This is a genomic window from Agromyces sp. NDB4Y10, from assembly GCF_001620055.1.
In the GTDB taxonomy this organism is placed as follows: Bacteria; Actinomycetota; Actinomycetes; order Actinomycetales; family Microbacteriaceae; genus Agromyces; species Agromyces indicus.
This window is the reverse complement of sequence record NZ_LQGY01000060.1, coordinates 21467-43642: the sequence shown is the minus strand read 5'-3', so window position 1 is coordinate 43642 and position 22176 is coordinate 21467. Positions and strand designations below refer to the sequence as shown.

The following is a 22176-nucleotide window of genomic DNA, read 5'->3' as shown; positions in this document are numbered from 1 at the left end:
CATGACGACGGCATCCGTCGCCACCGCCCCCGCCCCGCGTCGCCGCCTCGTCGACCGCCTGCCCGTGGTGCGGCAGGTCCGCCAGAGCGTCGGCCTCCAGCGAGGCATGCTCGTCGCCGGCCTCGTCATGGTCGGCGTGTTCCTGCTCACCGCGGCCCTCGCGCCGCTGCTCGCACCGTACGGCTACGCGCAGCGCCGCGATGACGCGGGCTCGTTCGGCACCCAGCAGCCGCCGTCGCCCGAGCACCTGCTCGGCACGACCGTCGGCGGGTACGACGTGCTCTCCCGCGTCATCTGGGGCACGCAGACGGCGGTGCTCGTGATCGTGCTCGCGGTGCTGCTGTCGATCTTCATCGGCGTGGCACTGGGCCTGTACGCCGGTTACTTCGGCGGATGGCTCGACCGGGTGCTCGTCGTCGTGGCCGACGCGATCTACGCGTTCCCGTCGCTGCTGCTCGCGATCGTCATGTCGATCGTGATCTCCGGAGGGCAGTCGAGCCTCCTCGGCGGCGTGCTCGCCGCGGCGATCTCGATCATGGTGGTGTTCATCCCGCAGTACTTCCGCGTCATCCGCGCCGAGACCGTGCGCATCAAGTCCGAGGCGTACGTCGAGTCGGCCAAGGTGCTCGGGGCGTCGAACCGCCGCATCGTGTTCAAGCACGTGCTGCGCAACGCCACGCGCACGCTCCCGCTCATCATCACCCTGAACTCCTCCGAGGCGATCCTCACCCTCGCGGCGCTCGGCTTCCTCGGGTTCGGCATCGAGCCCACGGCAGCCGCCGAGTGGGGCTACGACCTCTTCAAGGCGCAGTCGGATGTCACGAGCGGCATCTGGTGGACCGCGCTCTTCCCGGGTCTCGCCATCGTGTTCACGGTGCTCGGCATCACCCTCGTCGGCGAGAGCCTCAACGACCTCGCCGACCCGCGCCTGCGCGGCCGCCGTCGCGTGGCGCAGGCCGCGGGCGAGGTCGCCGAGACGTCGGTCGTCCCCGGTGGCACCCTCGTCGCCGGTCCCGGCGGACTGGGCGGCCTGGAAGACGGGGAGACGTTCGACGAACACGGGATCGAGGTCAAGCGATGAGCACGGTGGTCGACATCCGCAACCTGGGCGTCTCGTTCTCGACCGACGCCGGCGCCGTCAAGGCGGTCGACGACGTCAGCCTGTCGGTCGAGCGCGGCGAGGTCGTCGCGATCGTCGGCGAGTCCGGCAGCGGCAAGACCGTCACCGCCAAGACGATCCTCGGCCTGCTGCCCGAGACCGCGACGACGAACGGCGCCGTCGTGCTCTCCAACCGCGCCGGAACGGCCGAGCACGACGTCGTCACGCTGAGCGGAGCGCAACTGCGCGCCATCCGCGGCACCGACGTGGCCATGGTGTTCCAGGAGCCGTCCACGGCGCTGAACCCGGTCTACACGGTCGGCTGGCAGATCATGGAGGGCCTCCGCGCCCACGGCAAGGTCTCCAAGGCCGAGGCGCGGTCGAAGGCGATCGAGATCCTCGGCAAGGTCGGCATCCCCGAGCCCGAGGAGCGGGTCGACCACTTCCCGCACCAGTTCTCGGGCGGACAGAAGCAGCGCATCGTCATCGCGATGGCGCTCGTGCTCGAGCCCGGACTCATCGTCGCCGACGAGCCGACCACGGCGCTCGACGTCACGGTGCAGGCCGAGATCCTCGACCTGCTCCGTCGGGTGCGCGACGAGTTCGGCACGGCGATCGTGCTCATCACGCACAACATGGGCGTGGTGGCCGACCTCGCCGACCGCGTGGTCGTCATGTACCAGGGACGCGTCGTCGAGGAGGCGTCGGCCCGGGAGCTGTTCGCCGCGCCGCAGGACGACTACACCAAGCGACTGCTCGCCGCGGTGCCCTACGTCGGTCACGGCGTCGCCAAGGCGGCCGAGCGGGCCGCCGCGCGGCCGGAGGGCTGGGCGACCGGCACGCCGGTCGTCGAGGCCCGCGGGCTCGAGATCGAGTACCCGGGCCGCCTCGGCCGTGCCGGCTTCCGTGCCGTCGACGGCGTCGACCTCGCGATCCGGCCGGGAGAGGTGCTCGGGCTCGTCGGCGAGAGCGGGTCGGGCAAGACCACCATCGGTCGCGCGATCGCCGGACTCACGAAGGTCACGGGCGGCTCGCTGAAGGTCCTCGGTCACGAGATGAACGGCATCCGCGAGCGGCAGTTCCGGCCGTCCCGCAGTCGCATCGGGTTCGTGTTCCAGGATCCGGCGTCGAGCTTCAACCCGCTGCTCACGATCGCCGAGTGCGTCGCGGAACCGCTGGTGATCCACGAGCGGGCCGTCGACGCGCGCGACGCGCGCCCGCGCGTGAACGAACTGCTCGAGGCCGTGCAGCTGCCCGCCGCGTACGGCGACCGGTACCCGCACGAGCTCTCCGGCGGCCAGCGGCAGCGTGCGAGCCTGGCCCGGGCCATCGCGCTCGAGCCCGAGCTGCTCATCGCCGACGAGCCGACCTCCGCGCTCGACGTCTCGGTGCAGGCGCGCGTCCTCGAGCTCTTCGCCGAGCTGCAGCGCGAGTTCGGGTTCGCCTCCCTGTTCATCAGCCACGACCTCGCCGTCGTCGACCTCCTCGCCGACCGGATCGCGGTGCTCTACCGCGGACGCCTCGTCGAGGAGGGGACCGGTGCCGAGGTGCTCGGGTCGCCGAAGGATCCGTACACGCAGCGCCTGCTCGCATCGCTGCCCGTGCCCGACCCGGTCGCGCAGGCGGAGCGCCGTGCCGAGCTGCACCGCCTCGACGAGGTCGCGCGATGAGCCGCGGCGTCACGCACGGCTACCCGGTGGTCACGAGCGACCTCTCGATCGAGTACCCGGCCCACGGGGCGAGTGCCGCTCACGTCGCGCTCCGCGGCGTCGACCTGCGGCTCGCCCCGGGCGAGGTCCTGGGCCTGCTCGGCTCCGCGGGCAGCGGCAAGTCCACGCTCGCGCGCGTGCTCTCGGGCGCGGCGTTCGAGCCGAGCGGCGCCGGCGGCGAGGTCCGCCCGGTGATCACGGGCGGCGAGGCGATCGTGCTCGGCACGCCGCTGCGCGGCATCCCGCGCCGGAAGGTGCCCGAGCTCCGGTTCCGGGTCGGCTACCTGGCGCAGGATGCCGCCCAGACGCTGCCGTCCGACCGCACGGTCGCCGAGATCATCGCCGAGCCGATTCTCGAGCGCGACCACCGCTACCCGCGGAAGGCGCTCACCACGCGCGTCGCGACGATGGTCGACGCGGTGCGGCTGCCGCTCGGGATGCTCGAGCGGTATCCCTACGAGCTCAGCGGTGGGCAGCGGCAGCGCGTGGCCCTCGCCCGCGCGCTCGTGCTCGGCCCGTCGCTCCTCGTCGCCGACCAGCCCACGGCCGGCATCGACCTCACCGTGCGCGACGCGGTCGCCGAGCTGATCGGCGAACTCCGCGACGGCCACACGTTCTCGTCGATCATCATCACCCACGACCTGCCGGTGCTCCGGCGCGTCGCCGACCGCATCGCGGTGCTCGACCAGGGCCGGCTCGTGGCGGCGGGCACGATGGACGAGGTCTTCCGCGACCCGGTGCACCCCTACGTCCGGGCGCTCGGCGCGGCGATCGACGGCGGGCACGCCGTGAGCGACGACCTCCGCCCCGAGCCGCGCGCGTGACCTCCGCGCCGACCGGCGGCCCGATCGCGATCGTGGCCGACACCGAGCCGCGGTTCGCCGCCGCGGTCCGGTCGGCCGGCGGCGAGGTCGCGCCCGTCTCCGAGGCCACGCGCGGCCTGGTCTGGACCCACCCGGCCGGCGAGGCCGAGCTCGAGCAGCTGCTGCAGCGGCATCCGGCGATCTCGTGGGTGCAGCTGCCGTGGGCGGGCGTGGACGCGTTCGCGGGCCTGCTCCGCCGCCACTCCGGCGACGGCCGGACGTGGACGAGCGCCAAGGGATCGTATGCGCAGCCGGTCGCCGAGCACGCGCTCATGCTCGCCCTCGCCGTCCTGCGCGAGCTGCCGCGCCGCATCCGCGCCGGGGAGTGGGCGCACGACGAACTCGGCCGCACCCTGCACGGTGCGCGGGTGGTGATCGTCGGCGGGGGCGGCATCACCGCCGAACTGCTGCGGCTGCTCGAGCCGTTCGGGGTGCACGCGACGGTGGTGCGGCGAACGGATGCCGCGGTGCCCGGCGCCGCCCGGACCGTGACGACCGCCCGGCTCCTCGACGCCCTCGCCGAGGCCGACGTGGTCGTCGTGACGGCCGCCCTCACCGAGGAGACGCGCGGGCTGCTCGGCCGCGAGGCGTTCGTGGCGATGCCCCGGGGTGCGGTGCTGGTCAACGTCGCACGGGGCGCGATCGTCGACACCGGCGAACTCGTCGCCGCCCTCGGATCGGGCCGCCTCGGCGGAGCGGGCCTGGACGTCACCGACCCGGAACCGCTCCCGGCCGGGCACGCGCTGTGGACCGCTCCGAACTGCATCGTGACCCCGCACGTCGCCGACACCGACGACATGACCGTCCCCCTGTTCGCCGAGCGGATCGCGGCGAACACCCGCGCGTTCCTCGGCGACGGGGCGTTCGTCGGCGTCGTCGATCTCGAGGCCGGGTACTGACGGACCTGAGTCCGCCTCGGATTGGGAGTCCGGCGGTCGTTTTGCTAAAGTGATCGTTGCGCGCTGCGCGATCCTCCATAGCTCAATTGGCAGAGCAATCGGCTGTTAACCGATAGGTTCTTGGTTCGAGTCCAAGTGGGGGAGCTTCGAAGGCCGTCCGGTTCCCGGGCGGCCTTTCGCGATCCGGGAGGTCGACTGGTGTCCGACGATGCGGCCGCGGGCGCCGGCGCGGCCACCGATGCCGCCGCCGTCCGGACGGCGCGTCGCGACGGCATCGCCGTCGGCCTCGCGACCGCCGCGTACGGCGTCTCGTTCGGCGCCCTCGCGGTCGCCTCGGGACTCGACGTCTGGCAGGCGTGCTTCCTGAGCCTCGTGATGTTCACCGGCGGATCGCAGTTCGCGCTCGTCGGGGTCGTGGCATCCGGTGGTCTCTCCGCTGGCGGGTCGGCGATCGCGGCGGCCGCCCTGCTCGGAGTGCGGAACGTCGTGTACGGCATGCGCATGCGGCCGGTCGTCGGCAGTCGCGGCGTGGCGCACCGCGTGGCGGCGGCCTGGCTCACCATCGACGAGTCGACGGCGGTGGCCCTCGCGCAGAGCACCGACCGCGCGGCCCGGGTCGGATTCTGGGTGACGGGCGTCGCGATCTTCATCGGCTGGAACCTCACGACGCTCGCCGGCGCCCTGATCGGCGACGCGCTCGGCGACACGCGGGCGTACGGGCTCGACGCCGCGGCGGCCGCGGCGTTCCTCGGCCTGCTCTGGCCCCGGCTCAAACGGCTGCAGGCCGGCGCGACCGCGGTCGTCGCAGCGGTCGTCGCGACCATCGCCACCCCGGTCCTCACGCCCGGACTGCCGGTGCTCGTCGCGGCGCTCGTCGCCGTGGTCATCGGCTGGTTCGACCTGCTCGGGCGGAGGCGGGAGGCATGACGGTCTGGCACGTGATCCTCGTCGCGACCGCGGCCACGCTCGCCCTGAAGCTCGCCGGACACCTCGTCCCGGCGAGTTTCCTCGAGCGTGAACGCCCGGCCCGCATCGCCGACCTGCTGACCGTGGCGCTGCTCGCGGCGCTCATCGCCGTCCAGACGCTCGGCGCGGGACAGGCGCTCACGGTCGATGCCCGCGTGCCGGCCCTCATCGTCGCGGCGGCCCTCTACGCGGTGCGCACGCCGTTCATCGTCGTCGTGGCGGTCGCGGCCGCCGTAGCCGCCGGCATCCGCCTCGTCGCCTGACCGGGGGCGACGGATGCCGCGCCGCGGGCGCCGTCGACCGGTCAGCCCTCCAGGTCGTCGACGCCGGGCATCCAACTCGCGCCGGGGCGGCCCCATCCGCGCTTGCGCGTGATCTTCTGGACGATGCGCTGGTCGTGGTCGTCGAGGCGGTCCATGTAGAGGACGCCGTCGAGGTGGTCGTACTCGTGCTGGAAGATGCGCGCGAGCCAACCGTCGGCCACGATCTCGAACGGCTCGCCCTCGAGGTCGGTGGCCCGCAGGGTCGCCCGGTCGGCGCGGCGGAGCGCGAACCGCTCGCCCGGGAACGAGAGGCAGCCCTCCGACTCGTCATCGTCGTCGGGCATGCCCGGGACGGGCGGTGAGATCCACAGCTCCGGGTTGATCGCGACGCCGCGCCACGCCGTGCCCTCCTCGTCGGTCCAGCCGTACGTGAACACGCGCAGCGGCACCCCGACCTGGGGCGCGGCCAGGCCCACGCCGGGCGCGGCATCCATCGTCTCGTAGAGGTCGCGCACGAGGGTCCGGATCTCGTCGTCGATCCGCTCGACGGGGGAGGCGGGCGCATGGAGCACGGGGTCGCCCGTGATTCGAATGGGGAGCACGGCCATTCGGCAAGGATATCGGCGGGGGAGCGGGTAGGGTCGTTGCGTGGATCCCGACCTCACCGAGTTGACCGAGCTCATCCCGCTCGATCCGCGGCAGTTCATCGGCATCCCGCTCGCCCTGATCGGTGCCGTGTTCCTCTCCCTGGGAGCGCAGTTCCAGCATCGCGGCGTCGTGAAGGTCGAGGCGCTCACCGCCGACACGCTCGGCAAGGGCCTGAACGGGCGCCAGCTCGCGCTGCTGCTCGCGCGGCCCTCGTGGGTGCTCGGCACGCTCATGCTGGGGCTCGCCATCGTCTTCCAGCTCTCGAGCCTCTACTTCGCCCCGCTCATCGTCGTGCAGCCGCTCGGGGCGCTGGCGCTGGTCATCACGTCGATCCTCAACTCGCGCCTCAACCACGTGAAGCTCAGCCGGAAATCGGTCGTGGCGATCATCATGTGCGTGGGCGGCGTCTTCGTCTTCGTCGGCGTGGCCGCGTTCACGGCGGTGAGCAAACCGGTGACGGACGGGCAGATCGTGACGATCCTGGTCATCCTCGGGGTGGTGCTGACCGCTGCGGCGATCACCTTCGGGCTGCTCCGCCATCGGATCCGGGCACTGTTCTACGTGATCATGGCCGGAGTCATCTACGGCTTCGTCGCGACGCTCGCGAAGGTCGTGCTGAACCGGGTCCAGCAGGGGGAGTTCGAGTGGCTCACCTTCCTCTGCGTGCTCGCCCTCCTCGCCGGCACCGGCCTCGGGGCGTATTTCGTGCAGAACGCCTACGCGAGCGGCCCGCCCGACCTCGTCATCGCGGGCCTCACCGTCGTCGATCCCATGGTCGCCGTGCTCATCGGCGTGATCGTCCTGGGCGAGGCGTCGCAGGCCCCGCTGTGGGCGATCTTCGTGTTCATCGTGACGGGCGCCATCGCCGTGTGGGGCGTGTTCCGCCTGGCGAAGAACCATCCGCAGACGAGGCTCTGACCGTCCGTCCGCGCGGCACCGGGCCCGTGCGGCGACGTCTCGTAGACTATCTTCGGATGAAGCCTCCGGCCATCGAGCCGGCACGGCCCCCGGCGACCGCCTGCGTGAGCCCGCCCGGGGCACTCCACCGCCCACGAACTGCGAGGTACAGCACCACGTGTCCGACACCCCGAGCACGTCCGCCGATACCGACGCGGAGCGTCCCCTCCGCATCCTGATCGGCGCCGACACCTTCACGCCCGACGTCAACGGCGCCGCGCGCTTCGCCGAGCGGCTCGCCGCGGGACTCGTCGAGCGAGGCCATGAGGTGCACGTCATGGCGCCGGCCGCGAGTCGGAAGCACGGCACGTGGAAGGAGGTGCACGAGGGTCAGGAGATGACCGCGCACCGCCTCTACAGCTGGCGCTGGTACCCCCACGACTGGCTGCGGTTCGCGCTGCCCTGGCGGATCAAGCAGAACAGCGCCAAGATCCTCGACCGCGTGCAGCCCGACGTGGTGCACTTCCAGTCGCACATCATCGTCGGGCGGGGGCTCTCCGTCGAGGCGCAGAAGCGCGGCATCCGCATCGTCGGCACCAACCACATGATGCCCGAGAACATGCTCGAGTTCTCCCTCATCCCGAAGGCCTGGCAGGAGTGGGCCGTGGGCCTCGCCTGGAAGGCCGCACGCCGCAGCTTCAGCCGCGCCGAGTCGGTCACCACGCCGACCCGCCGCGCCGCCGACTTCCTCGAGCGCGCGACGGGCCTCCGCGGCGTCCACGCGATCTCGTGCGGCATCGACGCGCACAAGTACGCCCCGAACTGGGAGCCGCGCACCGAGAACCGGATCATCTTCGTCGGACGCGTCACGCACGAGAAGCACATCGACGTCCTGCTCCACGCGATCACGCTGCTGCCCGACGAGCTCGACGTGAAGGTCGAGATCGTCGGCGGCGGCGACCAGAAGCGGAACCTCGAGAACCTGGCGGCCGAGCTCGGCATCGCCGATCGCGTGACGTTCACCGGCTACGTGACCGATGAGGAGCTCCGCGAGGCCTACCACCGCGCCTCCGTGCTCGCCATGCCCTCGATCGCCGAGCTCCAGAGCATCGTGACGATGGAGGCCATGGCGTCGGCGCTGCCAGTCGTCGCGGCCGACGCGATGGCCCTGCCGCACCTGGTCCACGACGGCGAGAACGGCTACCTGTTCGAGCCGGGCAGTGCCGAGGACCTCGCCGCGAAGCTGCGACTCGTGCTCGAGGCAGCCCCCGAGGAGTACCGCCGGATGAAGGAGGAGTCGCTGCGGCTCATCGCCGCACACGACATCCAGCGCACGATCACCACCTTCGAGAATCTGTATCGTGGGAAGCCGGTGACCGACCCGGTCACCGACAACGCGCCGGCCGCGCTCTCCGAGTGATCCGGCGCGCGGGGCGGTAGCTCAGCCGGTCAGAGCAGTGGACTCATAATCCATCGGTCACGGGTTCAAGTCCCGTCCGCCCTACGCATCGTCCGTCTTGGTGGCCGGTCCTCTTGCCCGGGCTCACGCATCGAGCCCGAGTATGGTGGACTCCGCTCGGCGCCCCCGCCCGTGAGCGCCGCGGGACGCCGACCGGCTGCGAAGGAGACGCCATGGACGAGTCGACGAACGGGCCACGATCGATCTCCGCAGTCGACTTCCATCGGGGCCCCGGCGTCGCCGACTGGCGGGTGACGGCCACCGGGCCGCACGCCGTCTTCACGGCGACCACGCTCGCCCACGCTGCACGGCTCGTCGAGCCGATCGTCGCCGCCGCCGAGCGGTTCGGCGTCCTCCCCGATGTCGACCTGCGTCCCGAGGCGGTGGTCGTGCGCATCCCGTACCGGGGGCCGGAGGGGATTCCGGCGGCGGCGCCCGACTTCGCGGCCGCCGTGTCCCGAGCCGCGGCCGAGCTGAAGCTCACACCGGATCCGTCACGCGCGCAGTCGATCGGCATCTACGTCGCGACGCATTCCCGGACCGACGTCCGCCCGTTCTTCGAAGCGGCACTCGGGTACGAGGCGCTCGGCGACGCGGATGCCGTCGACCCGCTGCGCTGCGGCCCGCAACTCGCGTTCAGCCCCATCGCCGGCGACGTCCCGGCGCGGGGCCGCACCCATCTCGACGTCTTCGTGACGGCAGACCAGGCCCGCGCCCGGGTCGAGGCCGCCCTCGCGGCGGGCGGGCGACTCGCCGACGATTCGCACGCACCGGACTGGTGGTCCCTCGCCTCGCCCGACAACCACGGGGTCGATATCGCGGCGTGGACCGACACCGACGGCTGAGCGCCACCGGACCCGGCGGGAGCCGCCCTACATCGGAATGCGGCTGAGGGCAATGTCCGCGCGCCGCAGCGACATCGGAACTACTGTTTGAGCATGGCCGCTCACGTTCCGGGGAACGCGACCACCCGGCACCGCAACGTCTCGATGCTGTCCGTCGCGACCACCATCGCCAAGCGCGTCACGACGTCCGACGAGATCGAGCGGCGGCTGCTCCCGGTGCTCGAGCGGCTCTCGCTGCCGAGCGGGCTGCTGCAACGGGTCGCCGGGGTGCGCGAGCGCCGCAACTGGGAAGACGGCATGACCTTCGACTCGGCCGCGATCGACGCGGGGCGGCGCGCGCTCGAGAGCGCGGGGATCCGGCCCGATCAGGTGGGACTGCTCATCAACACCTCGATCACGCGGCCGCATCTCGAGCCGTCCGTCGCCGTGCGCATCCACCACGGGCTCGGTCTGCCCTCGTCGGCCATCAACTTCGACGTCACGAACGCGTGCCTGGGGTTCGTCAACGGGATGAGCCTCGCGGCCGGGATGATCGACTCCGGTCAGGTCGACTACGCGGTCGTCGTCGACGGCGAGGATGCCGACCAGGTGCAGCGGAACACGATCGAGCGGCTGCAGCGCGAAGGCATCGGTCGGGCGCAGTTCATGAGCGAGTTCGCGAGCCTCACGCTGGGGTCGGGGGCCGCCGCTGCCGTGATCGGGCGCACCGACCGGCATCCGGAGGGGCACCGCATCCTCGGCGGCATCACGCGGGCCGCGACGCAGTTCAACTCCCTCTGCGTCGGCAGCGTCGACGGCATGTTCACCGACGCGCGAGCGCTCCTCAAGGGCGGCATGGAACTCGTGACCGCGGCGTGGCGGGAGGCGAGGAAGCACTGGAACTGGGCCCAGATGGACCGGTACATCATGCACCAGGTGTCCGACGTGCACACCGACGCCATCGTGAAGGCCGCGAAGCTCGACCGGACGCGCATCCCGCTCACATACCCCACGCTGGGCAACATCGGGCCGGCCTCCATCCCCATCACCCTCGCGCACGAGGCGCCGTCGCTGCGTCGCGGCGACCGGGTGCTCCTCATGGGCGTCGGGTCGGGGCTCAACACGTCGATGCTCGAGATGGCCTGGTAACCCATGCAGGTCGCTGCATCCGTGCCGCCGTCCGGGCTGCCCGGCCTGCCGGACGGCCATTCCCGCATCGTGCGGGCGGCCGGGGCCGAGTGGCACCTGCTCGACAACGGCACCGCGCTGGATGCCGCGGGCGTCACGCCGATCGGCACGCTCCTGTGCGTGCACGGCAACCCGACCTGGTCCTACCTCTGGCGGCGCCTGATCACCGGCGCCACCGAGGCGGCGCTGGGGGAGGACCCGCGACCGGCGTGGCGCGTCGTCGCCGTCGACCAGCTCGAGATGGGGTACTCGGCGAGGACCGGTCGGATGCGCCGGCTGGAGGACCGCGTCGCCGAGCTCGGCGCCCTGACCGACGAACTCGGCCTCGCGGGACCGGTCGTGACGGTCGGGCACGACTGGGGTGGTCCGGTCAGCCTGGGCTGGGCCGTCGACCACCCCGACCTCCTCGCCGGGGTCGTCTTGCTGAACACCGCGGTGCACCAGCCCGAGGGTCGTCCCGTTCCGATGCCGCTCCGGGCGGCGCTCGCGCCGGGAGTACTCGACCTGGCGACGCAGTCCACGCCGGCGTTCCTCGAGACGACCCTGTCGCTCGCCCGCCCCGCCCTGTCGCCGGAGGTCCGAGACGCGTTCCGTGCGCCCTACGCGAACCCGGATCGTCGGCGCGGCATCCACGACTTCGTGGCTGACATCCCCGCCTCATCCGAGCACGCCAGCACGCCCGAGCTGGACCGGATCGCGGCCGGCGTCGCCAGCCTTGCCGTGCCCGCGCTCGTCCTGTGGGGTCCTCGCGATCCGGTGTTCGGCGAGGCGCACCTGCGCGACCTGCTTGAGCGGATGCCGCACGCGGACGTGCATCGCGCGGAGGGCGCCGGCCACCTCATCGCCGAGGAGACGGAGTACGCCGCCATCGTGCTCGACTGGGTCGGCGAGACCCTCGCACCGGCGTCCGATTCCGACATGAGCCCAGCGGACGGACGGGAGGCGCCGAGCGAACCGATCTGGGCTCCGATGGAGCGCAACGCTCGCCGCGACGCGCCGGCGCTCATCGACATGGGCGCCGGCGCGGACGGCGCCCCGCGCGTCATCCGCTGGGCCACGCTCGCGCAGCGCGTCGACGAGTTGGCGCACGGCCTGGTGGCCGCGGGAGTCCGACCCGGCGACCGCGTGAGCCTGCTCGTGCCGCCGTCGGCCGACCTCACCGCGGTGCTCTACGCCGCCGTGCGCGTGGGTGCCGTGGTGGTCGTCGCCGACGCGGGGCTCGGCGTGCGCGGGCTCGGGCGCGCCATCCGTGGTGCCCACCCCGACGTCATCGTCGGCGCGCTGCCCGGCCTGGTCGCCGCTCGCGCGCTGGGCTGGCCGGGTCGTCGGATCTCGGTGGCCACCCTCTCGCGGACCCTCGCGCGCTCGCTCGCCGTTGAGCACTCGCTCGGCGACCTGCGACGACTCGGGCAGGCGCGGATCGCCGGCGGCTCCGGGCTCCCCGACCCCGAGCCGACGGATGCCGCGGCGATCCTGTTCACCTCGGGTTCGACGGGACCCGCCAAGGGCGTGCGGTACACCCACGGGCAGCTGAGTGCGCTGCGGGACGCGCTCGCGCGGCACTACGACCTCGGGCCGGACACGGGCATCGTCGCCGGATTCGCGCCGTTCGCGCTGCTCGGGCCGGCGCTCGGTGCGAGATCGGTCATCCCGCTCGGCGACGTCACGGCGCCGCGCACGCTCACCGCGAGCGCGGTCGCCGATGCGGCCGAGGCGGCGGATGCCACGGTGCTGTTCCTCTCACCCGCCGCGCTCGCCAACGTCGTCGCGACCGCGGACGCGCTCCGCCCGTCGCAGCGCGCCGCACTGACGCGGATCCGCACGGTGCTCTCGGCGGGCGCTCCGGTCCCGGTGCACCTGCTCGAACAGGTCGGCGAACTCGTCCCGAACGCCACCCTGCACACGCCCTACGGCATGACCGAGGGGCTCCTCATGACCGACATCACCCTCGAGGGCATCCGCGACGCCGCGACGACCGATACCGACGGCACCGGAGGGGTGTGCGTGGGGTCGCCGATCGACGGCGTCGACGTGCGGATCGGTCCGCTCGACGACGACGGCCAGCCGACCGGAAGGCTCACGACCGACCCGGGCGTCACGGGGGAGATCGTCGTCTCCGCCCGGCACCTGCGGGACGGCTATGACCGGCTCTGGGCGGTGGACCGCCTCGCGAAGGCGCACGCGACGCTCGAGGTGCGGCGGCACAGCACGGGCGATGTCGGCCACCTGGACGCCGAGGGGCGGCTCTGGGTCGAGGGTCGCCTGCAGCATGTCCTGGTGACGGCGGACGGCGTGGTCACTCCGGTCGGCATCGAGCAGCGCATCGAGACCGCCACGGGCGGGCGCCGCGCCGCGCTGGTGGGGGTGGGCCCGCGCGGCACGCAGGCGCTGGTCGCGATCGTCGAGGGCGGGCGGACGCCCGGACTCGCCGATTCGGACCTCGCCGCATCGGTTCGGGCAGCCGCGTCCCGGCCGCTCGCGGCGGTCCTCACGACGCCGGCGCTGCCGACCGACATCCGGCACAACTCGAAGATCGACCGGACGGCGCTCGCGCACTGGGCCGATGCGCTGCTGCGCGGCGAGCGGGCGGGTCGACCATGAGGGTGCTCGTCACGGGGGCGAGCGGCTACCTGGGCGGCGCCGTCGCGGGCGAGCTCATCCGCCGCGGCCACGACGTGCGCACCCTCCAGCGGCGGCCCTCCCGGGTCGACGGCGCGCTCGACGTGCTGGGCGACGTGACGGATGCCGCTCGCGTGCGGACCGCGGTCGCCGGCATGGATGCAGTCGTGCACCTCGCCGCGAAGGTGTCGCTGGCCGGCGCGCCCGCGGAGTTCGATGCGGTCAACGTCGAGGGGACGCGGACGCTGCTCGACGAAGCGCGACGTGCGGGGGTCACGCGCGTCGTCCACGTCTCCTCGCCCTCGGTCGCCCATGCCGGCACGTCGCTCGTGGGGGACGGCACCGGGCGGGCGGATCCCGATCGGGCCCGCGGCGACTATGCGCGCACGAAGGCGCTCGGTGAACTGCTCGCGCTGGAATCCGACGCACCGGGTTTCGCGGTCGTCGCCATCCGTCCGCACCTCGTGTGGGGACCGGGCGACCCGCAGCTCGTCGGCCGGATCGTCGAGCGCGCCCGGACGCGGCGACTCCCGGTGATCGGCAACGGTGCCGCCCTCATCGACACGACGTACATCGACAACGCGGTGGCCGCGATCGTCGCTGCGCTCGACCGCGCGGAGCGGGTGCACGGGCGCGCCTACGTGGTGACGAACGGCGAACCGCGGCCGGTGGGGGAGCTGCTCGCCGGCATCTGCCGCGCCTGCGGCGTCCCGGCGCCCGCGTGGCGGGTCCCGGCCGGCGCGGCACGCGGCGCCGGTGCCGCCGTGGAGGCCCTGTGGCGACTCCGCCCGGGCCGCGACGAACCGCCGATGACCCGGTTCCTCGCCGAGCAGCTGTCGACAGCGCACTGGTTCGACCAGCGCCGCGTCCGCGAGGATCTCGACTGGGCGCCGACGATCACGATCGACGAGGGTCTCGCACGGCTGGCGGCTTGGACGGCGGCGCGGAACTGACCGGCGGCCCGGGTCGGGATGCCGCTGCTGCCGCACCCCGACCCGTGCGCATCGAGGTCACGTGGCGCCGAGCGGCAGGGCGATGGCGTCGACGGCCGCATCGCCGCGGATGACGCGCATGAGCCGCACCACCTCGTCGGCGACCTCGGCGGTGACCGAGCGGCAGGCGACGTGGTACGGCCCGAGCGGGGGCAGCCCGCCGCCGCGGATCCGGATCACCTCCCAGCCGACCTCGCGCAACGCCGCATCCTTCTCCTGGTCCGAGCCCTCCTTCAGACCGCGGTGCGCCCGGCCGGAGCGACCGGGATCGTCGTACTCGATCGCGATCCGCAGTTCGGCGACGAGGATGTCGGGCCAGACCTCCTGCCGCCCGTAGAACATGCGGGCGGTCCGCACCGCGTTGGCGCGGTGGTGCAGCTTCAGTCGTTCCCCGAGCAGCACGCGCAGTCGCTGCTCGGTCATCGAGGTGCCAACGCGCAGCCCCGGTTTCATGAACGGCATCCCGGCCTCGCGAAGCGACCCCGGGGAGGCTGCGTTGCGCCCGCACTTCGGACAACCCGGCCCGGTCAGCACGTCGACGACGCTGGCTCGGAACCGGTCGTGGCCGCGTCGGCAACGCCAGTCGAACTCCGCGCCGACCCGCGTCTCCGCGGCGAGCGCCGACCGCTGGGGCGGCGCGACGCGACCGAGGAGCTCGCCGCGCGTGCGCTGCGTCTCGTGCAGGAGCATGCAGACCGGGCAGGTTCGGCGCAGTGCGACACTGCCCGGCGCTCCCGCCGCGGCTCCGTGACCGCACGCGAAGCTCACCGCGACCATCTGGATGCTCCGTTCGTCATGGCGACATCGTCGCGGATGCCGCCGACATGCCCGGTCCGACTGCCGCGCCCCGCGTGTCCGTGGGTCGCGCGAGAATCGTGACGTGCGGATCGCGATCACGGCGACGGGCGCTGGGCGCGTGGCGATCGGCGACCTCGACGGCCCGGAGCGCCACGAGGTCGATCGGGAGCACCTCCCCGCCCTCGTCGCCCGGCTCGAGGCCGAGCACGCGCCTCGTTGGGTCTGGCGCGACACCCGGGAGTGGGCGCCGTTCCTGCTCGCGCGCGGGGTGCGGGTCGCCCGCTGTCACGACCTGCGGTTGTGCGGCGCGATCCTGGCCTGGTCCACCGCAGTGGCGACCGCGCGAGGCGAGGCGCCAGCCCGCCCCGAGTGGCTGCCACCGGGTCCGGCCGAGGCCCCGGTCGACGAACCGGTCGCACCCGTGGCATCCGTGGCCGCCCACGCCGCGCTCTTCGAGCTCGACGCACCCGGCGAGGTCCTCAGCGGTGGTGGGTCGCGGCATCCGTCGCTCGCCGATCTCGCCGCCGAGCACGACCGGCAGCTCGCGCTGGCGGATGCCGCGGACTCGCCGGGCGCGATGCGGCTCCTGCTCGCCGCCGAATCGGCGGGCGCGCTCGTGGCGGCGGAACTGCGGGCCGCCGGACTGCCGTGGGACCGCGGTGAGCACGAGCGGGTGCTCGAGGCGGCACTGGGACCGCGCCCGGCGCCGGGCCGCAAGCCGGACCGCATGGAGGAACTCGCGCGGGCCGTTCGCGAGGCCCTCGACGCGCCGTCGCTGAACGTCGACTCGCACGGCGACCTCCTCCGAGCCCTGCGCGCGGCGGGGATCGGCGTCGGATCGACCGCCCGGTGGCAGTTGCGCGAGCACGACCACCCCGCGATCGAGCCGCTCCTCGCCTACAAGCGCCTCGCCCGCCTCTGGTCGGCGAACGGGTGGGCGTGGCTCGACGAGTGGATCGTCGACCGGCGCCTCCGCGCCGAGTACGTGGCCGGCGGCACGGCCACCGGGCGATGGGCGACCTCGGGCGGGGGAGCGCTGCAGTTGCCGAAGGTCGTCCGCGGCGCGGTCACCGCCGACGAGGGATGGTCGCTCGTCGTCGCCGACGCGTCGCAACTCGAACCGCGCGTCCTCGCGGCGCTCGCGCGCGACCCGGCGATGGCGGCGGCCGGACGCGGTCGCGACCTGTACCGCGCGATCGTCGACGCGGGCGTCGTCGAGACCCGAGACGAGGCGAAGGTCGCGCTGCTCGGCGCGATGTACGGCGCCACCTCGGGCGACAGCGGCCGGCTCGTCCCGAGGCTCGGCCGGGCCTACCCGCGCGCCATGGCGCTCGTCGACGAGGCAGCGCGAACCGGCGAGGCCGGACGCCGGGTGACCACCCTGCTCGGGCGCTCGTCGCCCCTGCCGCCGACGAGTTGGCATGAGACCCAGGCTCGGGCGAACGGCGTCGACGCGACGGCCGCCGACGAGCGGCGCGCCCGGTCCGCTGCGCGCGACTGGGGTCGATTCACCCGGAACTTCGTGGTGCAGGGCACCGCGGCCGAGTGGGCCCTGTGCTGGATGGCGTCGCTGCGTCCCCGCTTGGCGGCGATGTCCCTGCCGCCGGGTGCTCCGCCCGCGTCCGCGTCGGGTCCGGCATTCGAACGGATGCCGCACCTGGTGTACTTCCTCCACGATGAGCTCATCGTGCACGCGCCGGATGAGCTCACCGGGGTCGTCGCGGATGCCGTCCGCGAATCCGCGACCGAGGCCGGGCGTCTCCTGTTCGGCGAGGCCCCCGTCGAGTTCCCGCTCGACCTCGACATCGTGCGGAACTACGCGGCGGTGTCCTGACCGCCGTCAGGGCGCTCCGGCGGCCTCGCCGATCGTCGTGGCCTCCGGACTGGCGGGCCGTCGCCCGCGGCGCGGGCGCTCGGCACTGGGCGCGAAGGCGGCGTCGGCGACATCCGTTCGCCCGACGGCCTCGAGCCAGCGCAGCGCCGCCTCGGCCGTGAGCACGTCGGCGGACGAGGAGAGGCGCGCGAGGCGTGCTCGCCCGGGTGCGGCGTCTGCGGCATCCGCGGCACCCGCCGGGTCGACGGTGGCCGCGGCGGCGCGGCGATCGTCCCATCTCGCGCGCTCCGCCGCCAGCACCGCAGCGGCATCGACGCCCGGCATGGACAGGGCGACCAGCACGCGGTCGACCGTCTCATGCCACGGATCCGCGCCGGCGGCGTCCTCGCCGGCCAGCCAGGCTTCGGCGGCAGTGCGGCCGGATGGGGTGATGCGGTGGAGGGGCAGGCCGTCATCGGTCGCGCCGGCCGGCTCGACCAGCCCGCGGGCCGTGAGACGGTCGAGCGTGGAGTAGATCTGCCCGACGTTCACCGTGCGCCGACCACCCGTGCGCTCGGCCAGGCCGCCGCGCAACTGGAAGCCGTACGCCGGTCCGTTCAGCAGGAGGACGAGCAGCGCATCCCGTACGGCCACGTGGTCTCCTTCGCCCGGGTGATCGAACTCACCCGGTATGCAGTTTAGGCCAGAGGCTTGTGATCGTGCGGCGGTCGCGCCATACTCGAACTGACGAGTCGCATCGTCGTCCAATCGAACACGTCGCTCACGCCGAGCCGCCCGTTTCCGAGGTCGTAGGGGAAGACGCACCTCACGAGAAACGGAGCAGGAGATGGCGGAGCAGTTCACGCGGGCCGCGCGCGCCGCGCGAGGCATGCTGTTCGTGCACTCGTCGCCGCGGGCGCTGAGCCCCCATGTCGAATGGGCGGTGGGCCGCGCGCTCGGCACACCGGTCAACTTCGACTGGGCCGACCAGCCCGTGCTGCCCGGGACCATGCGCACCGAGTACTCGTGGACCGGGGATCCCGGTGCGGGCGCCCGCATCGCGTCCGCGCTCCGCGGATGGGAGCAGCTCCGGTTCGAGGTGAGCGAGGATCCCGCCCCCGGGAACGACGGATCGCGTTGGATGCACACGCCCGAGCTCGGCGTGTTCTTCGCGCAGACCGACTCCGCCGGCAACGTGGTCGTGCCCGAGGACCGCATCCGCTACGCGATGGAGATCGCGGCCTTCGACGCGGGCGAGCTCCACCGCGAGCTGCGACTCGCCCTCGGACAGGCGTGGGACGACGAGCTCGAGCCGTTCCGTCACGCCAGCGATTTCGCCCCGGTCGTCTGGTTGCACCGCGTGGGGTGATGCACGCCGCACGCGGTGGCGCGACGCGCCCGCCGGTCGACCTGGTCCCGGTAGCGCACGACCGAAACCGCAGCGGCGACGCAGAAGGCCCCGGCACCGTGAGGTGCCGGGGCCTTCGCGTCGAACGACGGGTGTCGCCGGATGCCGCGGCTCAGGCCGTGCGGAACGCGGCGACCGCGTTGTGCCCGCCGAACCCGAACGAGTTGCTGATCGCGATGAGCTCGCCGTCGCCCAGGGAGCGCGGCGTGGTGACCACGTCGAGCGGGATCTCCGGGTCCTGGTCCGACAGGTTGATCGTCGGCGGGGCCGTGCGCTCGTGGAGCGCGAGGACGGTGAAGATCGCCTCGATCGCACCGGCACCGCCGAGGAGGTGACCGGTCGACGCCTTGGTCGCGGTGACCGCGATCCCCTCGAGGCCATCGCCGAAGATGCGGCGGAGGGCGTTGTACTCGGCGATGTCGCCGACCGGGGTGCTCGTCGCGTGCGCGTTGACGTGCCGGACGTCGGCCAGCGATGCGCCGGCGCCCTCGATGGCGGACTTCATCGCGCGCGCCGCGGCCGACCCCTCGGGGTCGGGTGCGGTGATGTGGTACGCGTCGCTGGTGATCGCACCGCCCAGGAGCTCGGCGTAGATGCGGGCGCCGCGGGCCTTGGCGTGCTCCTCGGTCTCGAGCACGAGCGCCGCGCCGCCCTCGCCCATCACGAATCCGTCGCGGCCGACGTCGTAGGGGCGCGACGCGGCGGCCGGGTCGTCGTTGCGGCGCGACAGCGCCTGCATCGAGTTGAAGGACGCGATCGTGATCGGGTGGATCGCCGATTCGGAACCACCTGCGATGACCACGTCGGCGATGCCGTCCTGGAGCTGCTCCCACGCGTTCACGAGCGACTCGGTGCTCGACGCGCACGCCGACACGACCGTGCGGATGCCGGCACGTGCGTGCAGGTCCATCCCGACCGCCGCGCCCGGGCCGTTCGGCATCAGCATCGGGACCGTCATGGGCAGCACGCGGCGCGTGCCTCGCTCGCGCAGGGTGTCCCACGCGTCGAGCAGCGTCCACACGCCGCCGATGCCGGTCGCCCAGGCCACGGCGAGCCGCTCGGGCTCGACCTCGGGAGAACCCGCGTCGGCCCAGGCCTCGCGTCCGGCGATGAGCGCGAACTGGCTCGACGGGTCGAGCCGCTTGAGCTCGTGGCGCTCGAGCGATTCGGACGCCGGCACCTTGGCCGTCGCGGCGAAGGTCACGGGCAGGTCGTACTGCTCCACCCACTCGGCCTCGAGGGTGCGCGCACCGGACTCACCGGCGAGCAGGGCGTTCCAGCTGTCACGGGCGGTGCCGCCGATCGGCGAGGTCGCACCGATACCCGTGATCACGATCTTCTTGGTCATACGAGGAAACTCCGTGGGGAAAAGACGGGCGGGCCGGCTTCACCGGCCCGCCCGTGCACTAGGCCTGGGCCTTGACGATGAAGTCGACGGCGTCGCCGACGGTCTTGAGGTTCTTGACCTCCTCGTCGGGGATCTTCACGTCGAACTTCTCCTCGGCGTTGACGACGATCGTCATCATCGAGATGGAGTCGATGTCGAGGTCATCGGTGAACGACTTGTCCAGCTCAACCGTGTCGGTCGCGATGCCGGTCTCGTCGTTGATGAGCTCGGCCAGGCCGGCAAGCACTTCTTCGTTGGACAATGCCATGGTTCTTCTCCTTGAGGGGTGTCTCGTTGACCGAGACACAGTCTAGATGGACGGGGGACGGCGGCTCAGGGGAGAACCACCACTTGGGCGCCGAACACGAGGCCGGCGCCGAAGCCGATCTGGAGCGCGAGGCCGCCGGAGAGCTCCGGACGCTCCTCGAGCAGGCGGTGCATCGCGAGGGGGATGGACGCGGCCGAGGTGTTGCCCGTGGTGGCGATGTCGCGGCCGATCGCGACGGACTCGGGCAGCTTCAGCTGCTTGGCGAACTCGTCGATGATCCGCATGTTCGCCTGGTGGGGGATGAAGGCGGCGAGGTCGTCGGCCGTGATGCCCGCGGCATCCAGGGCCTGCTTGGCGACCTTCGCCATGTCCCACACCGCCCAGCGGAACACCGTCTGGCCCTCTTGCCGCAGGGTCGGCCACTCCGACCGACCCTCGCGGAAGTCGATGAGCGTGTGGTTCATGCCCACGGCGCCCGCCTTGGACCCGTCCGAGCCCCAAACGGTCGCGCCGATGCCCGGCGTCTCGCTCGGCCCGATGACGACCGCGCCGGCGCCGTCGCCGAGGAGGAACGAGATGGTCCGGTCGGTGGGGTCGACGACGTCGGAGAGCTTCTCGGCGCCGATGACGAGCGCGTACCGGGCCGCGCCGGTGCGGATCAGCGCGTCCGCCTGCGCGACGGCGTAGGCGTAGCCCGCGCAGGCGGCGTTCATGTCGTAGGCCGCGGCCGGGTTCGCCCCGACGCGGTCCGCGACGACGGCGGCGATCGACGGCGTCTGCTGCACGTTCGAGATGGTGGCCACGATCACGAGGTCGACCTGGTCGGCCGGAACGCCCGAGCGCTCGATCGCCTCGCGTCCGGCCTCCGTCGCGAGGTCGACCGCGAGCACGTCCTCACCGGCGCGCACGCGAGTGACGATGCCGGTCCGCTGGCGGATCCACTCGTCCGACGAGTCGATGGGTCCGACCAGGTCGTCGTTGGGCACCGCGTTCTCGCCGCGGGCGGCGCCCACGGAGTAGAGGCGCGTGTGCGCAGGACCGTGCGACTGGGTGAGCGTGGGGTGCGTCATGCGTTCTCTCGTGTTCGGTGGGACTAGGCGGCCTGCGCGAGCAGCTCGATGGCGGCCGGCAGGTCGTCGGGCGTCTTGACGGCAACGGTCGGCACGCCCTTGAGCGCACGCTTGGCGAGGCCGACGAGGGCGCCCGCGGGCGCCAGCTCGATGATCCCCGTGACGCCGGCCTCGGCGAAGGACGCCATGCAGCGATCCCAGCGGACGGGCGAGGCGACCTGGCCGACGAGCAGCTCGACGAACGACGCTCCGGATGCCACGGGGGAGCCGTCGCGGTTCGTCCAGAGCGTGAGGTCCGGGTCGGAGGCGGACACGGAGAGCGCGACCTCGGCCAGACGTTCGCGCGCGGGCTGCATGTACCGGGTGTGGAACGCGCCCGCGACCTGCAGCGGGATGACCCGCGCACCGGCGGGCGGCTCGGCCTTGAGCTGCTCGAGCGCGTCCACGGCTCCGGCGACGACGATCTGGCCGCCGCCGTTGAAGTTCGCGGGCTCGAGGCCGAGCGTCTCGAGCCGGGCGAGGAGCTCGGTCTCGTCGGCGCCGATCACGGCGCTCATGCCGGTGGGCTCGAGCGCCGCGGCATCCGCCATCGCCCGACCCCGCTCGGCGACGAAGCGCATGGCGTCGGCCGCGTCGAGCACGCCCGTCGCCGCAGCGGCGGTGATCTCGCCGACGGAGTGGCCCGCGACGCCGCCGATCGCGGCGCGGCGGCCCTCGGCGGCCAGCGCGTCGAACGCGAGGATGCCCGCGGCCACGATGAGCGGCTGCGCGATCGCCGTGTCGCGGATGGTGTCGGCGTCGCTCTCGGTGCCGTGGCGCGTCAGGTCGGCGCCGGCGGCCTCGGACAGCGCCGAGAGACGGTCGGCGAACGAGGGCTCGGCGAGCCAGGGTGCGAGGAAACCGGGGGTCTGGGAGCCCTGACCAGGGCAGACGACGACGATCACCGTCTCAGTCTGCCAATGACCTCAGCGCCGTGAGTGTGCACTCGCGACAAGGTATCGGCGAA

The 22176-nt window shown here is 72.9% G+C and carries 21 protein-coding genes and 2 tRNA genes; 16 read left to right on the top strand and 7 right to left on the bottom strand.

Annotation, left to right across the window (positions count from 1 at the left end; all coding sequences use genetic code 11):
* Position 1 precedes the first annotated feature (1 nt).
* The 7 genes from AVP42_RS14435 to AVP42_RS14405 all read left to right on the top strand — a co-directional run bounded on the left by AVP42_RS14435 (position 2) and on the right by AVP42_RS14405 (position 5799).
* Positions 2 to 1081, top strand: coding sequence for an ABC transporter permease (locus tag AVP42_RS14435; RefSeq protein ID WP_067950260.1), 1080 nt, complete (start codon positions 2 to 4; stop codon positions 1079 to 1081).
* A complete protein-coding gene (locus AVP42_RS14430) occupies positions 1078 to 2769 on the top strand; it encodes an ABC transporter ATP-binding protein (RefSeq protein ID WP_067950258.1) in 1692 nt (563 codons plus the stop codon). Before AVP42_RS14435 ends, AVP42_RS14430 begins: the two co-directional genes overlap by 4 nt.
* Entirely contained in the window at positions 2766 to 3632 is an 867-nt protein-coding gene (locus AVP42_RS14425; protein ID WP_082847308.1) for an ATP-binding cassette domain-containing protein, read from the top strand. The genes AVP42_RS14430 and AVP42_RS14425 overlap by 4 nt, the downstream gene beginning before the upstream one ends.
* Positions 3629 to 4570, top strand: coding sequence for a D-isomer specific 2-hydroxyacid dehydrogenase family protein (locus AVP42_RS14420; RefSeq protein ID WP_231878646.1), 942 nt, complete (start codon positions 3629 to 3631; stop codon positions 4568 to 4570). The genes AVP42_RS14425 and AVP42_RS14420 overlap by 4 nt, the downstream gene beginning before the upstream one ends.
* A gap of 71 nt (positions 4571 to 4641) precedes the next feature.
* A tRNA-Asn gene (locus AVP42_RS14415) sits at positions 4642 to 4714 on the top strand.
* 54 nt (positions 4715 to 4768) lie between these two features.
* Positions 4769 to 5497, top strand: coding sequence for an AzlC family ABC transporter permease (locus AVP42_RS14410; RefSeq protein WP_067950256.1), 729 nt, complete (start codon positions 4769 to 4771; stop codon positions 5495 to 5497).
* Positions 5494 to 5799, top strand: coding sequence for an AzlD domain-containing protein (locus tag AVP42_RS14405; protein ID WP_067950254.1), 306 nt, complete (start codon positions 5494 to 5496; stop codon positions 5797 to 5799). Before AVP42_RS14410 ends, AVP42_RS14405 begins: the two co-directional genes overlap by 4 nt.
* Before the next feature lie 41 nt (positions 5800 to 5840).
* Here the strand turns inward: AVP42_RS14405 and def are convergent, their stop codons facing one another.
* Complete coding sequence (gene def / locus AVP42_RS14400; protein ID WP_067950252.1) at positions 5841 to 6407, bottom strand: peptide deformylase; 567 nt, start codon at positions 6405 to 6407, stop codon at positions 5841 to 5843.
* Between the two features lie 40 nt (positions 6408 to 6447).
* On the opposite strand from def, the gene AVP42_RS14395 reads away from it, so the two are divergent.
* From AVP42_RS14395 to AVP42_RS14365, 7 genes are all read left to right on the top strand, one after another.
* Positions 6448 to 7365: a DMT family transporter gene (locus AVP42_RS14395; protein ID WP_067950250.1), complete on the top strand. Its 918-nt coding sequence runs from the start codon at positions 6448 to 6450 to the stop codon at positions 7363 to 7365.
* Positions 7366 to 7522: 157 nt separating this feature from the next.
* Positions 7523 to 8764, top strand: a complete 1242-nt coding sequence (locus AVP42_RS14390; protein ID WP_067950248.1) for a glycosyltransferase — start codon at positions 7523 to 7525, stop codon at positions 8762 to 8764.
* Between the two features lie 10 nt (positions 8765 to 8774).
* A tRNA-Ile gene (locus AVP42_RS14385) sits at positions 8775 to 8848 on the top strand.
* Positions 8849 to 8976: 128 nt separating this feature from the next.
* Complete coding sequence (locus tag AVP42_RS14380; protein WP_067950246.1) at positions 8977 to 9648, top strand: VOC family protein; 672 nt, start codon at positions 8977 to 8979, stop codon at positions 9646 to 9648.
* A gap of 93 nt (positions 9649 to 9741) precedes the next feature.
* Positions 9742 to 10776, top strand: coding sequence for a 3-oxoacyl-ACP synthase III (locus AVP42_RS14375; RefSeq protein ID WP_067950239.1), 1035 nt, complete (start codon positions 9742 to 9744; stop codon positions 10774 to 10776).
* Positions 10777 to 10779: 3 nt separating this feature from the next.
* Positions 10780 to 13416: an alpha/beta fold hydrolase gene (locus AVP42_RS14370; RefSeq protein WP_067950238.1), complete on the top strand. Its 2637-nt coding sequence runs from the start codon at positions 10780 to 10782 to the stop codon at positions 13414 to 13416.
* Positions 13413 to 14387: an NAD(P)-dependent oxidoreductase gene (locus tag AVP42_RS14365; RefSeq protein ID WP_067950237.1), complete on the top strand. Its 975-nt coding sequence runs from the start codon at positions 13413 to 13415 to the stop codon at positions 14385 to 14387. Before AVP42_RS14370 ends, AVP42_RS14365 begins: the two co-directional genes overlap by 4 nt.
* A 57-nt stretch (positions 14388 to 14444) precedes the next feature.
* Here the strand turns inward: AVP42_RS14365 and AVP42_RS14360 are convergent, their stop codons facing one another.
* On the bottom strand, positions 14445 to 15116 hold the full coding sequence (locus AVP42_RS14360; protein ID WP_157356859.1) for a hypothetical protein: 672 nt from the start codon (positions 15114 to 15116) through the stop codon (positions 14445 to 14447).
* A gap of 190 nt (positions 15117 to 15306) precedes the next feature.
* Between AVP42_RS14360 and AVP42_RS14355 the strand changes: the two genes are divergently transcribed.
* Positions 15307 to 17058: a bifunctional 3'-5' exonuclease/DNA polymerase gene (locus tag AVP42_RS14355; protein ID WP_067950229.1), complete on the top strand. Its 1752-nt coding sequence runs from the start codon at positions 15307 to 15309 to the stop codon at positions 17056 to 17058.
* Positions 17059 to 17064: 6 nt separating this feature from the next.
* Here AVP42_RS14355 and AVP42_RS14350 read toward each other — a convergent pair whose 3' ends face one another.
* Positions 17065 to 17691 (bottom strand): PadR family transcriptional regulator, encoded by a 627-nt coding sequence (locus AVP42_RS14350; RefSeq protein WP_067950227.1) that lies wholly within the window; start codon positions 17689 to 17691, stop codon positions 17065 to 17067.
* A 193-nt stretch (positions 17692 to 17884) separates the two neighbouring features.
* On the opposite strand from AVP42_RS14350, the gene AVP42_RS14345 reads away from it, so the two are divergent.
* Complete coding sequence (locus tag AVP42_RS14345; protein WP_067950225.1) at positions 17885 to 18406, top strand: DUF3145 domain-containing protein; 522 nt, start codon at positions 17885 to 17887, stop codon at positions 18404 to 18406.
* A gap of 151 nt (positions 18407 to 18557) precedes the next feature.
* Here the strand turns inward: AVP42_RS14345 and AVP42_RS14340 are convergent, their stop codons facing one another.
* From AVP42_RS14340 to AVP42_RS14325, 4 genes are all read right to left on the bottom strand, one after another.
* Positions 18558 to 19793 carry a beta-ketoacyl synthase gene (locus AVP42_RS14340; protein ID WP_067950224.1) on the bottom strand — a complete coding sequence of 412 codons (1236 nt, stop codon included), beginning with the start codon at positions 19791 to 19793 and terminating at the stop codon, positions 18558 to 18560.
* 58 nt (positions 19794 to 19851) lie between these two features.
* A complete protein-coding gene (locus tag AVP42_RS14335; protein ID WP_067950223.1) occupies positions 19852 to 20100 on the bottom strand; it encodes an acyl carrier protein in 249 nt (82 codons plus the stop codon).
* A gap of 65 nt (positions 20101 to 20165) precedes the next feature.
* The gene (locus AVP42_RS14330; protein WP_067950221.1) at positions 20166 to 21170 is read right to left on the bottom strand and encodes a beta-ketoacyl-ACP synthase III; all 1005 of its coding nucleotides are present in this window, start codon (positions 21168 to 21170) and stop codon (positions 20166 to 20168) included.
* 23 nt (positions 21171 to 21193) lie between these two features.
* Positions 21194 to 22114: an ACP S-malonyltransferase gene (locus AVP42_RS14325; RefSeq protein WP_067950219.1), complete on the bottom strand. Its 921-nt coding sequence runs from the start codon at positions 22112 to 22114 to the stop codon at positions 21194 to 21196.
* Positions 22115 to 22176 lie beyond the last annotated feature (62 nt).

Excerpts from the sequence above, each read along its gene's own strand:
- AVP42_RS14435 (WP_067950260.1), top strand. The coding sequence starts at position 2 with ATGACGACGGCATCCGTCGCCACCGCCCCCGCCCCGCGTCGCCGCCTC.
- AVP42_RS14430 (WP_067950258.1), top strand. The coding sequence starts at position 1,078 with ATGAGCACGGTGGTCGACATCCGCAACCTGGGCGTCTCGTTCTCGACC.
- AVP42_RS14425 (WP_082847308.1), top strand. The coding sequence starts at position 2,766 with ATGAGCCGCGGCGTCACGCACGGCTACCCGGTGGTCACGAGCGACCTC.
- AVP42_RS14405 (WP_067950254.1), top strand. The coding sequence starts at position 5,494 with ATGACGGTCTGGCACGTGATCCTCGTCGCGACCGCGGCCACGCTCGCC.
- def (WP_067950252.1), bottom strand. The coding sequence starts at position 6,407 with ATGGCCGTGCTCCCCATTCGAATCACGGGCGACCCCGTGCTCCATGCG.
- AVP42_RS14380 (WP_067950246.1), top strand. The coding sequence starts at position 8,977 with ATGGACGAGTCGACGAACGGGCCACGATCGATCTCCGCAGTCGACTTC.
- AVP42_RS14375 (WP_067950239.1), top strand. The coding sequence starts at position 9,742 with ATGGCCGCTCACGTTCCGGGGAACGCGACCACCCGGCACCGCAACGTC.
- AVP42_RS14370 (WP_067950238.1), top strand. The coding sequence starts at position 10,780 with ATGCAGGTCGCTGCATCCGTGCCGCCGTCCGGGCTGCCCGGCCTGCCG.
- AVP42_RS14365 (WP_067950237.1), top strand. The coding sequence starts at position 13,413 with ATGAGGGTGCTCGTCACGGGGGCGAGCGGCTACCTGGGCGGCGCCGTC.
- AVP42_RS14360 (WP_157356859.1), bottom strand. The coding sequence starts at position 15,116 with ATGCTCCTGCACGAGACGCAGCGCACGCGCGGCGAGCTCCTCGGTCGC.
- AVP42_RS14345 (WP_067950225.1), top strand. The coding sequence starts at position 17,885 with ATGGCGGAGCAGTTCACGCGGGCCGCGCGCGCCGCGCGAGGCATGCTG.
- AVP42_RS14340 (WP_067950224.1), bottom strand. The coding sequence starts at position 19,793 with ATGACCAAGAAGATCGTGATCACGGGTATCGGTGCGACCTCGCCGATC.
- AVP42_RS14335 (WP_067950223.1), bottom strand. The coding sequence starts at position 20,100 with ATGGCATTGTCCAACGAAGAAGTGCTTGCCGGCCTGGCCGAGCTCATC.
- AVP42_RS14330 (WP_067950221.1), bottom strand. The coding sequence starts at position 21,170 with ATGACGCACCCCACGCTCACCCAGTCGCACGGTCCTGCGCACACGCGC.